General features: G+C 27.4%; 12 protein-coding genes and 1 tRNA gene. 7 read left to right on the top strand and 6 right to left on the bottom strand.

Annotation, left to right across the window (positions count from 1 at the left end):
• Nucleotides 1–20 precede the first annotated feature (20 nt).
• Nucleotides 21–95 (top strand) — tRNA-Thr (locus tag ACQRD5_RS12550).
• Nucleotides 96–583: 488 nt separating this feature from the next.
• On the opposite strand, the gene ACQRD5_RS12545 is transcribed toward ACQRD5_RS12550, so the two are convergent.
• Entirely contained in the window at nt 584–1561 is a 978-nt protein-coding gene (locus ACQRD5_RS12545) for an ATP-binding protein (RefSeq protein WP_291627361.1), read from the bottom strand.
• A complete protein-coding gene (locus ACQRD5_RS12540) occupies nt 1554–2552 on the bottom strand; it encodes a DnaD domain protein (protein WP_291627362.1) in 999 nt (332 codons plus the stop codon). Before ACQRD5_RS12540 ends, ACQRD5_RS12545 begins: the two co-directional genes overlap by 8 nt.
• A gap of 156 nt (nt 2553–2708) precedes the next feature.
• Between ACQRD5_RS12540 and ACQRD5_RS12535 the strand changes: the two genes are divergently transcribed.
• Complete coding sequence (locus ACQRD5_RS12535; protein ID WP_291627365.1) at nt 2709–3815, top strand: peptidoglycan DD-metalloendopeptidase family protein; 1107 nt, start codon at nt 2709–2711, stop codon at nt 3813–3815.
• A gap of 68 nt (nt 3816–3883) precedes the next feature.
• On the opposite strand, the gene ACQRD5_RS12530 is transcribed toward ACQRD5_RS12535, so the two are convergent.
• From ACQRD5_RS12530 to ACQRD5_RS12515, 4 genes are all read right to left on the bottom strand, one after another.
• Nucleotides 3884–5080, bottom strand: coding sequence for a S8 family serine peptidase (locus tag ACQRD5_RS12530; RefSeq protein WP_294364052.1), 1197 nt, complete (start codon nt 5078–5080; stop codon nt 3884–3886).
• 82 nt (nt 5081–5162) lie between these two features.
• Nucleotides 5163–5594, bottom strand: a complete 432-nt coding sequence (locus ACQRD5_RS12525) for a DMT family transporter (protein ID WP_291627474.1) — start codon at nt 5592–5594, stop codon at nt 5163–5165.
• An 80-nt stretch (nt 5595–5674) separates the two neighbouring features.
• The gene (locus tag ACQRD5_RS12520; protein WP_291627369.1) at nt 5675–6130 is read right to left on the bottom strand and encodes a dUTP diphosphatase; all 456 of its coding nucleotides are present in this window, start codon (nt 6128–6130) and stop codon (nt 5675–5677) included.
• A gap of 178 nt (nt 6131–6308) precedes the next feature.
• Nucleotides 6309–6851, bottom strand: a complete 543-nt coding sequence (locus ACQRD5_RS12515; RefSeq protein ID WP_291627372.1) for a hypothetical protein — start codon at nt 6849–6851, stop codon at nt 6309–6311.
• Between the two features lie 292 nt (nt 6852–7143).
• On the opposite strand from ACQRD5_RS12515, the gene ACQRD5_RS12510 reads away from it, so the two are divergent.
• The 5 genes from ACQRD5_RS12510 to ACQRD5_RS12490 all read left to right on the top strand — a co-directional run bounded on the left by ACQRD5_RS12510 (nt 7144) and on the right by ACQRD5_RS12490 (nt 11606).
• Nucleotides 7144–8406: a UDP-N-acetylglucosamine 1-carboxyvinyltransferase gene (locus tag ACQRD5_RS12510; protein ID WP_291627374.1), complete on the top strand. Its 1263-nt coding sequence runs from the start codon at nt 7144–7146 to the stop codon at nt 8404–8406.
• A 19-nt stretch (nt 8407–8425) separates the two neighbouring features.
• Nucleotides 8426–9217: an MBL fold metallo-hydrolase gene (locus tag ACQRD5_RS12505; RefSeq protein ID WP_294170890.1), complete on the top strand. Its 792-nt coding sequence runs from the start codon at nt 8426–8428 to the stop codon at nt 9215–9217.
• Nucleotides 9218–9265: 48 nt separating this feature from the next.
• Nucleotides 9266–9763: an SEC-C metal-binding domain-containing protein gene (locus ACQRD5_RS12500; protein ID WP_291627378.1), complete on the top strand. Its 498-nt coding sequence runs from the start codon at nt 9266–9268 to the stop codon at nt 9761–9763.
• A gap of 100 nt (nt 9764–9863) precedes the next feature.
• Complete coding sequence (locus ACQRD5_RS12495) at nt 9864–10505, top strand: lactate utilization protein (protein WP_427746909.1); 642 nt, start codon at nt 9864–9866, stop codon at nt 10503–10505.
• A 432-nt stretch (nt 10506–10937) separates the two neighbouring features.
• Complete coding sequence (locus ACQRD5_RS12490; RefSeq protein WP_427746907.1) at nt 10938–11606, top strand: Hsp20 family protein; 669 nt, start codon at nt 10938–10940, stop codon at nt 11604–11606.
• The last annotated feature ends 28 nt before the right edge of the window (nt 11607–11634 follow it).

Genomic DNA, 11634 nt, shown 5'->3' with positions numbered 1-11634 from the left:
CTTAAACTTAAGATAAATATGCTGGCATGGCTCAACGGTAGAGCAGCTGACTTGTAATCAGCAGGTTGTAGGTTCGATTCCTATTGCCAGCTCCAAAAAGCTTTAGAATATTCTAAAGCTTTTTTATTTTGTAATTTATAATTGTGATCTATAAAAATATACACGATAATTTCCATAATACCGAATCAAGAGAGGAATTATTTCCTTTAGTATAAGAAAGAGATAAGTATTATATTGCTGCGACTTGGAGCCTGCGACGGATCAAATGACTAACAAGAAAAGAATAAGTAAATGTCATAAATAATACATATGATAACTTTCATAATTCCGAACATGGAGAGGAATTATTTCCTTCAGTGTAAAAAAGAGAGAATGATTATATTGCGGCGACTTGGAGCTTGCGACGGAGCAAATGACTAACAAGAAAAGAATAAGTAAATATCATAAATAATACATATGATAACTTTCATAATTCTGAATGAAGAGAGGAATTATTTCCTTTAGTATAAGAAAGAGATAAGTATTATATTGCTGCGACTTGGAGCCTGCGACGGAGCACGGAATATAATACTTATCTCTTTTACTATCTTCTTTTTAAATTAAGTTGAATTCGAATATCTTCAGTATAGAACTTATAAAGTTTGAAGTTTCCTAAAAGTCTTGAGGAAATTCTTTCAGTATAAGTTGTTCTTATATCAGATAAACTTAAATTTGTTGATATAAGCATTTTCTTTTTTCTAAGTAATTTTTTATTTAGTAAATTAAAAAATTCAGTTGTTGTAAAATCTGTTATTTGTTCTGCACCTAAATCATCTATAATTAATAAGTCGCAGTTTAGAAGTATATTTTCAAGTTCAGAATTATTCTCAAATTTAATTTCTCTTAAATTATGCATAAGTTCATCAATTGTTCTATAAATTACTAGAAAGCCATCATCTAAAAGTTCTTTTGCAACACAACAACTTAAAAATGTTTTTCCTGTTCCTGAATCACCATAAAACAGAAGGTTATCAGTGGTAGCATTAAAGTTTGGAATATATTCTTCCCTAAGAAATTTAAGTATATTTTCCATATTCTTTCTAGGGGAAAATCTATCATCTTCATTTAATTTATGGCTAGAGAATAATGATAAATTGAAATTATTAAAGTTATTAACAGAAAGCGTATCTTTTAAATCAGAGTTTTTATAATAGAGCTGAACTAATTTCTTTCTATAACAAGGACATCTCTTTATCCCTATATATCCTTCATCTTTACATTTTGGACATCTATAATGTAGGTTTAAATAGTCAGCATCATAACCTTTTTCTACTAATGCTTCAGTTTTTTTAACTCTTAAATCAGTTATCTCATCCTTAAATTTATTTAATGTATTTTCATCCATGCCTTTTAGAATAGATAATGAAAGACCAAGTGATTTTTTTTGAAGTAAGTTATCCAATTCTAGTATTTCTGGATTTTGTTTTTCAATTACCTTACGCCTTTTTATTAAATTTTTTTCTTCTTCAGCTCTAATGTTTTCATAAATTAAAGCTAATTCTTTTTCATATCCTTTAATCATCAGTATCCCATCCTAACAATTTCTTTTCTAAATCATCATAATCATAATCTCTACCTTTAAAGTTATCAAATCTTAATTTAGGTTTATTAGAATTCTTAGTATTGTTATAAACCTTTTTAGAAGATGAATTTTTATAACTAGCTTCTTTTTTCTCAATATCTTGTAGTGTTCTTAAGTTATCTTTATTCCAACTAGATAAAATACCATCAATATATTTAAAGTCTGCTCTGTTTAATCTTTGAAAGCAAATATCACAAGCTTTCTTTATTACATCTAAGGAATAATTATAAGTTGAAGTCCATTTTTCTAACATATCTTCTTGAGGTTTCATAATATCTGTATTTCGAATTCCTAAGAACTTCAGGATTTCTCTATAAGTACCCCATTTATCTTCAGTTTTTCTTATATAATTTTGGGCATCATCAATAGTCTTAATTTTCATTTCATTCCAAGCTATTGCGACTTTTTCAATATATCTAAAATTAGTTTTTCCTTTAGAGGCACAAAATTCAATTAATAATAATATTAACTCAGAAGAGAAATTTAGATCCTTTTTCCAACTAATATAGGTTTCTACTTCACTAGGGGATAAGGTCCTACCTAATAATTTTCCTATATCCTTTAACATTGAACCATTATTAGTATTTGTTAGTTCTTCCACTAAGTTAAATTTTTCAATGGTAGTAGTTCCTTCATTAGATATATCTACAAACTCTATATGAAAATTCCCCATATTATCTATAGGTATAAGCTTTATAATACCTTCATCATTCCAATAGTTGAGAGCATTTACTATATCCGATTCTAAAAGATTTAGTGATGTAGCCATAACAGTAGAATTAACTCCAGGTTCACCTGTAAAATTGTATTTAAGCATTAAAAGATAAACCTTAACAAATTCTCCTCTAGCTTTTGGCATATATCTTTCAATAAAAATATTACTGACTGGAGTAAATTTTAAAGGCTTTGACTTAAACATAAAAGTGCTCATATTTTCCTTTACCTTTCTAAAAGTAATATTTACATAACTTCATTATATCAAAGTGAAGAAATAGCCTCAACATTAGTAAAAAATATAAATAGGAATATTATTTAAATAAATGGGAAAAATATTATATGTGATTGTTAATAAAAGAAGGGAGTACTTATGGATATAAAAGGTGTATCGGTAAGGCTAAGTAAGATATTTATTAAAGCTGCTTTACTACTGATAATAATTAATATTATTTTTAGCAATAGTTATTTAAAAGTGAATGCAAAGGTTAATGATAATTTAAATATTAACTTAAATAATAGAATTTATTCAGCATCTAATAAAATTTCAGATAATATTCTAGATAATTTTATAGTTGCATTAACTGGAAAAATAAATGCTTATAAAGTGATGTTAGGTGAAGAAGTAATAGGATATACTGTTTTAGAAAACAATTTAGATAATATAAAAAACATTATTTTAAAAAAGTATATAGATGAAAATAATATACAAGAAGATATGGTTAAAGAATTCCGTATTAAAGGAGATATATCATTAAAAGAAGAAAGAATGAATGTTGACTTGATTCAAACAAACGAAGAAATAGCAAATAATATTTATGAGCTATCTAAAAAAGAACCTTATAATATAATAATAAATATAAAATACTTAAAAGAAGAAGTAAATAATATAAAACCATCTACTATGATAATTCCAACAGAAACTTTATTTTTAGGTGAGTCTAAAATTGAAGAAGGAGTTTATGGACTTAAAAAAGATACAAAAGAATATATAGTTGAATCAGGTAAAATTATAAATTCAAAAATAATTAAAGAGGATATAATTAAAACCTCAATTAGTAAAAAAATATATAGAGGAACTAAAAATCCTTATGAATATGGAGTTGCTTTTTTAAGTCATCCAACTAGGGGGGGATACATGACCTCTGGATATGGTGAAAGATGGAGCTCATTTCATAAGGGAATAGATATTGCAGGAAATATAGGGGATAATGTTTTTGCTGCAATGGATGGTGAAATAACTTATGCTCAATATAATGATGGTGGATATGGTAATTTAATTATAATTAAGCATGAAGATAATATGAATACATACTATGGGCATCTAAGTAAATATAAAGTAAATGTAGGAGATAGAGTGAAAAAGGGAGATATAATTGGAGAAGTAGGCAATACTGGATTTAGTACTGGTCCACACTTACATTTTGAACTAAGAGTAAATGATAAAGCAGTAGATCCTACAGATTATATAGTACAATAAGAAAATTATAATAATAAATATAGAACATAATATAAAATAAGAACTCAATCTAAATAATGATTGAGTTCTTATTTTAATATTAGCTTAATATTAATTTTTCCATCACCTTGATGATTTTTTTGAAGATTATCTAGGGGTTCACAAGCAACTTTTAAGATTGATGATATATCTTTTGGAGTTAAGTTTATATCATCTTCATAAATTAAAGCACAAACACCAGCTATATAAGCAGCAGCTATTGATGTTCCAGTAAAGGTCTTATAAGATAAATCTAATTTGTTAGGATATAACTTATTTCCATCTTTTTCAGAAAGAAAATTTATGTCTGAATTTAATGAAACTATATCTACACAAGAAGCACAAAGGTTAGGTTTACTATCTTTTCTTTTAGAACCAACAGAAGAGTAGGCATAAGGTTGTATATTATTAGATGAATCATATCCTGAAACTGTTATGCATTTATTACAAAGGGCTAACCCAGTAATAGAACTATCTAGATTCTTATTGCTTCCACTAGGTATTACGCAAGTAATATTCTTACTATTAATTAATTCAACTAAAGAATCAAATAATTTTTGTAAAAATGTATTATATCCTAATAACTCAAAGGGAAGGCATAAAACCTTTATAATTCCTTTTTCAGCTTCCTTAGAAACTAATTCCATTGAATATAATATATCTGAAAAGTATCCCTTACCAGTTTTATCAAAAGCTTTATAAGAATATATTGAGCTTTCAGGTGCTATACCACTATACATTCCATTTGATTTTTTACCATTGCCAGCAATAATACCTGCAGTACAAGTGCCATGACCATTATCATCATATGGGTAATGTAAATTATTAATTAAATCTATAAATAAAGATATTCTATTATATGGAGTAATCAAATCAGTATGAGGATAAACTCCAGAATCTATTATAGCTATACCAATTCCCTTACCTCTATTTCTATTTTTATTAGATAATCTAACTTTATTTGCAGTATTCACACTAATACCACATAAAAATAAGTATTCATCAAAGCAAATATATTCAATTTCAGGATATTCTAATAGTCTTTGAATTCCTCTAGAGTTTAATCTAGCAGAGATTATCTTACAAGATTCTATGTGATTTATTAGCTCACCCTTGTATGAAGATATTTTTTTTATTATACTATCTTGAAATCGCTTGTATTTTATCAATATTCTTAAGTTATTATATGGGGTTGATATCATACATGACTTTAAATTTGGTTCCAATCTTCTAGTGAAAGAAAACATATTAATCTCCTAAAAATGATCACAGTATATATTATATTAAAAGGTATATTTTTGTTAATATAATAAAAGAAAAAGAGAGGATTTAACCTCTCCATTTAAATATTATTATTCCAATTATCATAACACCAATTCCAATGAACTCCCTAAGGCCAAAAGAAATTCTTTCACTTCCAAAGAGACCAAAGGCATCAACTATGCCTGCAGAAGCTAATTGAGCTATTAATATTATTCCAATTCCTAAGGTTGCACCCATAGAGCCTATACTTTTCATAACAGTAAAAATTATAATAACTCCTAGAATACCACCTAATAAATAAAGTTTATTTACGTCCTTTACAGCCTTAAAATCTCCCTTGCCAAAAAGTATTAGTATTATTAATGTCAATACTAATGCAGTTCCTTGGACTATTACATTAGTTTCCCAAGTTCCAACTTTTTCTTCAAGTCTTGTATTAAATACTCCTTGAAGTGTCATTGAAATTCCAGAAATTATTGCGTATATTATTGATAACATCATATCACCTCCAAGGTATTATTCCCAGGAGATAGAGTAAATATTAAAAAACCTTCTATGATATTATAGAAGGTTTTCTTTTAATTCTTTAAAAATGATTCTTTAATTTGAGTTTCGGAATATCCTAAAGTTATTCCTAAGCTTACGAAATCTTCAACTAGTGTTAAATAGTGATCCTCAGAACTTGATATTATTAAGTCATTTAGATCTATAAATAAATTTAAAAATTGATCACTTAGACAATAATCATTTGGCTTTATTGCAATTTCTTCGATTGAATTATATTTTTTATCTATACCAATAGATATAATTGTAGAAAAACAATCTAAATACTTTTTAAATAAAGCTTCTTTATTTATTTCTAATTCTTCTCCAACCCAATACTTATAACATTTCGTTTCATCAGCTAGATGACTTATTTTTGTATGTAACTCTAAATATTTTCTAGCCCAAATCTTATACTCACTTAAGTTGCTATCAATAATAAGTTGTTTATTTCTTTCTATTTGAGCCTCAAAAAAAGACTTAATTTCCATAAACATCCTCCTGGTTTTTTGGTTTACCAATACTATTTTACAGAAATAATTTGCAAATGAAAAGCATAGAAAACGAATACAAAAAAATAAATTTTTTTATATGATAAAAAGTACATAAATAAAAAAAAGTAATAATTTCTACTATTATTTTAAATAGGAATTACTACTTTCTTTTAACTTATAAATATAAGTTCTTTTTTAATGGATAACTCTTAACTAAGGTTTCTCTTTTATTATTTGAAAATCTCCATAATTCAATTCTATCTACCTTTAAAGTATCACATTTTGCTTTGAAACTTATTTCACCATCATGCTTCTTAATATCTCTTGGAATGAAATTTAGATTAGCTAATGATATATGCATTGGCAACTCATTAGAATTTTCATCAACATTAAATCCATGTAGCTTTAATGTATCATTCATTAATCTATTCATTCTTTTAATATATCCAACATCTTGGATTTTAATGTTTAAGGTTTTATTATTTTCTGAAATAGTAACTTCTTTCATTAATTGAACCTTAAAATTTTTATATGGTTTTACTATTTTATCTACTACAACATCTAATTTATCTATATTTGGATTCTCTATTACTTCTAAAGGTATATAAGGGGCTGGAGAATTTCTGTTTGCCCTAAACTTTTTAGAAAGATTCTTTTGTATAGGATTTAAATTTTTATATGATTCATCATCAAATAATGCAACTAAGTAATATTTCATAGCTTCAGCCTCTCATAATATATTAATTTATATGTATCTTAAATACTACAAACTATGTTATAAATTATAACATATTACAAAAAATTAAAAAAGATTATATAATTTAAAATTTTTATGCACATTTTATTCTAAAGTAAGGAAAAAAGCCTTTTGGAAGAAAAAACGCTATTTAATTAAATTATTTTTATGATATAATGTTAAATGTAAGTTTTTAAGAAAGTTACATAGAATGGATAATTATTGAAATAATAGGAAACATTAATATATATAATTTATGATAAGGGTGAAACGGATGGAAAAGTTAGTTATAAATGGAGGAAAAGTTTTAAAAGGCTCAGTTGAAATAAATGGTGCAAAAAACTCAGCAGTTGCAATATTGCCAGCAGCAATATTGGCAAGTGAAGGAAAGTGCATTATTGATAACGTACCAGATATAGAAGATGTACATTGTCTTGAAAGAATATTAGAAAGCCTTGGATGTAGCATAAATAAAATAGATAATAATACTATAGAGATAGATTCTACAGATGTTACTAGTGTTGATGCATGTACTAGCGATGTTAGAAGAATGAGAGCTTCATATTATTTTATTGGAGCTTTATTATCAAGATTTAAAAAAGCAAGAGTAGAACTTCCAGGAGGATGCCCTATTGGAGTTAGACCAATAGATCAGCATATTAAAGGATTTGAAGCATTAGGAGCAAAAGTAACTATTGAGCATGGAGCAGTTACAGTTGAAGCAGAAAATCTTCGTGGAGCAAATATATTTTTTGATGTAGTTACAGTTGGAGCAACTATTAATGTTATGATTGCAGCAACACTAGCAGAAGGTACTACTATACTTGAAAATGTTGCAAAAGAACCTCATGTTGTTGATGTAGCAAACTTTTTAAATTCTATGGGTGCAGATATTAAGGGCGCTGGAACAGATGTAATCAGAATAAAAGGCGTTGAAAAATTAACTGGATGTAACTATAGTGTTATCCCAGATCAAATAGAAGCAGGAACATTTATGATTGCAGCAGCGGCAACTAAAGGGGATGTAACTATAAATAATGTTATTCCAAAGCACTTAGAATCTATAGCAGCTAAGCTTATAGAAATGGGTGCAACAGTGGAAGAAGGAGATGATAGCGTTAGAGTATATGTAGAAGGAGATTTAAAGGGAGTTAGTGTTAAGACAGCTCCATATCCTGGATTTCCCACAGATGTACAACAACCTATGTCAGCACTATTAAGTATAGTGCCAGGAAAAAGCTTAATTGCAGAAACTATTTGGGAAAGCAGACATAAGCATATTGATGAGCTTAAGAAAATGGGAGCAACTATAAAAGTTGAAGGAAGAACTGCAATAATTGAAGGTAAAAATAAATTGGTTGGGGCTAAAGTAATAGCAACTGACTTAAGAGCTGGAGCAGCTATGGTTATAGCTGGATTAGTAGCAGAGGGTGTTACTGAAATATACGAAATTGAACATATAGATAGAGGATATCCTCATATAGAAAATAAATTCGCAGCCCTAGGTGCAGATATTACTAGAGCCATAGAAGAGTAACATCTATGGGGGAAGAAGAATGAAGTTTTGTTCATTATATAGTGGAAGTAGTGGGAATAGTATCTTTATTGCTTCTGAAAATGCAAGAATTTTAATAGATGCAGGTTTACCAGGAAAGAAAATTGATGAGGCCTTAAAAAATATTGGAGAAGATCCAAAGAATTTGGACGGAATTTTTGTAACTCATGAACATTCAGATCATATTAAAGGGATAGGCGTTTTATCTCGTAAATATGATATTCCTATTTATACAAATGCAGATACTTGGAATGTATTAGAAGGCTCAATAGGAAAGATAAAAGAGCATAATATAAAGATAATGGATAGAAGGTCTACTATGTCTATAAAAGACCTAGATGTAATTTCATTTAATATACCTCATGATGCAGTAGCACCAGTTGGATATACTGTACACTGTAATGGTAAGAGAGCAAGTGTTACTACAGACTTTGGAATATATACAGAAGAAATAAGAGATAATATAAAAGATTCAGAAGTTATATTATTAGAAAGCAATCATGATGTAAATATGTTGAAATTTGGACCATATCCTTATACTTTAAAAAGAAGAATATTAAGCGAAGTTGGACATTTATCTAATGAGGACTGTGGAAAAGCATTAGTAGACTTAATAAAATATAAGTCAAATAAACGAATAATTTTAGGGCACTTAAGTGGAACTAACAATCATCCTGAATTAGCATTAGAAACTGTTAGTGGCGTTTTAAGAGAAAATAATATTATACTAGATAAAGATATTGATTTAACTATGGCTAACAGGCATAGTCCTAGTAATTTAATTGTAGTTTAGTCAATTTAAATAAAAAACTTATAAAACATATAAAAAGGAGAATAAAGTATGAGTTTATATAAGCAATGGACTGATATGGTAGTTGAATATGTTAAGGTAAAAGGAGAACAAGCTTTTTGGAATGAGTATATGGAAATAGAAAAGTCTATATACAAGGAAATTCTATCAAAGCACACACAAAATTTAACTTTTACAATTAAGGATTTAGCTGAAAAACAAAATACAACAGTTGAATTTATTATGGGATTCGTAGATGGAATCAATGATAGCTTAAAGAATCAATTAGACTTAGAAGCTTTAACAGCTGAAGAAGAAATAGTACTTGAAGTTGATTTAGAAAAATTATACTTTAATATGCTAGATGCAAAGGCTGAATATTTATATAACCTACCACAATGGGAAGGTATTTTCTCACCAGAAAAGAGAAGAGAAATTCAAAAGCAATACAGAGATTCTGTAACTGTAAGAAATGAAAATAAAATAGGAAGAAACGACCCTTGTCCATGTGGAAGTGGAAAGAAGTATAAAAAGTGTTGTGGAAAATAATTTATTTATAAGGAGATCTATAATTTTTAGGTCTCTTTATTTTTTTTAAATATATATTTATTATAATAAAGATGAAGTAAATATTTGGGAGTGATATATAATGGACAATAACGTAAAATGGGTAAATGAACAAAAAATACTAAGAACTATAGAAGCTCTTAAGAAAAACAATATGAATGGGTATTTAGTAAACAACAATGAAGAATTAATAGAAAAAATAAAGGAATTAGTAAATGAAGGTTCAACTGTTTCCTGTGGTGGCTCAATGTCATTATTTGAAACTGGAGTTATAGAGCACTTAAGAAGCCAAAGATACAAATTTTTAGACAGATACAAAGAAGGGTTAAGCAAAGAAGAAATTAATAATATATTTAAGCAAAGTTTTTTTGCAGATGCTTATTTTGTAAGTAGTAATGCAGTAACTGAAGATGGAAAGCTATATAATGTAGATGGTAATGGAAATAGAGTTGCAGCAATGCTATTTGGACCAGAAAAAGTAATTCTCGTAGTAGGTGTTAATAAGATAGTTAAAAACATAGATGAAGCAGTTATAAGAAATAGAGAAATATCTGCTCCTGCTAATGCAAAGAGACTAAATAAGATGACACCTTGTACTAAAGTAGGCTATTGTGTTGATTGTAAAGGAAGCGACAAGATATGTAGAGAATTTACAGTTATATCAAGCCAAGGAAATAAGGATAGAATACATGTTATTTTTATTAATGATAATATAGGATACTAATAATTTAGATAAGGGTGAATATTTCATAGGTAATAGTTAAGAAGTAATAAGTAAGAGTTATTGCTGTTTTGCTTGGCAAAACTTAAAAATATAGAATAAGTAGTTATTATGTGAGGTTGACTTCTCTTTAGTGAAGCCAACCTCATTATTGTTTATTCAAAGCTATTTTCGTATAAATCGAAGAAGCTACTAATTTTTACACCTTGTTTTTTAATATTCTCATCTTCAGTATTTAATTGCCCTCCATAGGTTTTATAGTCCTTCCAATTTTTCTTGATAACTTAATAATTAATTTTATAGATAATTTCCTAATGATGATGTAATATATATTTCCAGGAAAATAATTAATAATAAATAAAGATTTTTATTGTGTCAAAAATTACATTAATAAATAAGTATATTATATAGGAATTAATAAATAAGGAGATTATAATGTTTGAAATGTTTCCTTTACTCTTTAATAATTTAATGGGAAATAACCAAGGTAATAATATAAGGAATGATATATTTAACGAAAATAATTATAATGGGAATATGTACAGTGGAAGCGCTGATAATGGAAATTATAAATATGGAACTTTTACTAATGGTAATGATATAATTAATGTATTTAGTGGGAGTTTTGCTGGAACATTCAACAATATATTTAATGAGGTTTTTACAACATTAATTAATAATGAAGAATTAATAAATGGTATAGTAGATACTGTTATGAATAGTGATGTAGTAAATTCTCTTCTAGAAGAAGAAGAAGAGGAAGAGGAATTAAAATTAGAGTTTAGAGACTATGGAGATAGATATCTTATAGAAGGAAAAATAGAAGGCGTAGATAAGAAAGATATAGATGTAGATTACGATAATGAGCATATAAGTATAAAGGTAAAAAGAGATGCCTTAAAGGTTAATTCAATAACTATAGCAATGCTTCAAGATAAGGATTATATCGAAAAAAGTTTTTATGTGCCAAAGGTTGATCCTAAGAGAATTCAAGCAGTATTTAATGCAGATGTATTAAGAATATACTTAAAAAAACTCCCAGAAATAGAAGAAGGAACTACAGTAATAGACGTAGAGGATTATACTAATTCATCAAGAAGTTAAATAAAAAAATGATACTTAAGAGGAGAAT

Origin of the sequence: Clostridium sp. SGI.024 (assembly GCF_050315195.1) — a bacterium.
Lineage (GTDB): Bacteria > Bacillota > Clostridia > Clostridiales > Clostridiaceae > Clostridium.
Note: the sequence above shows the minus strand (reverse complement) of the source record. Positions and strands in the feature narration are given on the sequence as shown.

Excerpts from the sequence above, each read along its gene's own strand:
- ACQRD5_RS12510 (WP_291627374.1), top strand. The coding sequence starts at position 7,144 with ATGGAAAAGTTAGTTATAAATGGAGGAAAAGTTTTAAAAGGCTCAGTT.
- ACQRD5_RS12525 (WP_291627474.1), bottom strand. The coding sequence starts at position 5,594 with ATGTTATCAATAATATACGCAATAATTTCTGGAATTTCAATGACACTT.
- ACQRD5_RS12490 (WP_427746907.1), top strand. The coding sequence starts at position 10,938 with ATGTTTGAAATGTTTCCTTTACTCTTTAATAATTTAATGGGAAATAAC.
- ACQRD5_RS12505 (WP_294170890.1), top strand. The coding sequence starts at position 8,426 with ATGAAGTTTTGTTCATTATATAGTGGAAGTAGTGGGAATAGTATCTTT.
- ACQRD5_RS12495 (WP_427746909.1), top strand. The coding sequence starts at position 9,864 with ATGGACAATAACGTAAAATGGGTAAATGAACAAAAAATACTAAGAACT.
- ACQRD5_RS12500 (WP_291627378.1), top strand. The coding sequence starts at position 9,266 with ATGAGTTTATATAAGCAATGGACTGATATGGTAGTTGAATATGTTAAG.
- ACQRD5_RS12540 (WP_291627362.1), bottom strand. The coding sequence starts at position 2,552 with ATGAGCACTTTTATGTTTAAGTCAAAGCCTTTAAAATTTACTCCAGTC.
- ACQRD5_RS12535 (WP_291627365.1), top strand. The coding sequence starts at position 2,709 with ATGGATATAAAAGGTGTATCGGTAAGGCTAAGTAAGATATTTATTAAA.
- ACQRD5_RS12530 (WP_294364052.1), bottom strand. The coding sequence starts at position 5,080 with ATGTTTTCTTTCACTAGAAGATTGGAACCAAATTTAAAGTCATGTATG.
- ACQRD5_RS12520 (WP_291627369.1), bottom strand. The coding sequence starts at position 6,130 with ATGGAAATTAAGTCTTTTTTTGAGGCTCAAATAGAAAGAAATAAACAA.
- ACQRD5_RS12545 (WP_291627361.1), bottom strand. The coding sequence starts at position 1,561 with ATGATTAAAGGATATGAAAAAGAATTAGCTTTAATTTATGAAAACATT.
- ACQRD5_RS12515 (WP_291627372.1), bottom strand. The coding sequence starts at position 6,851 with ATGAAATATTACTTAGTTGCATTATTTGATGATGAATCATATAAAAAT.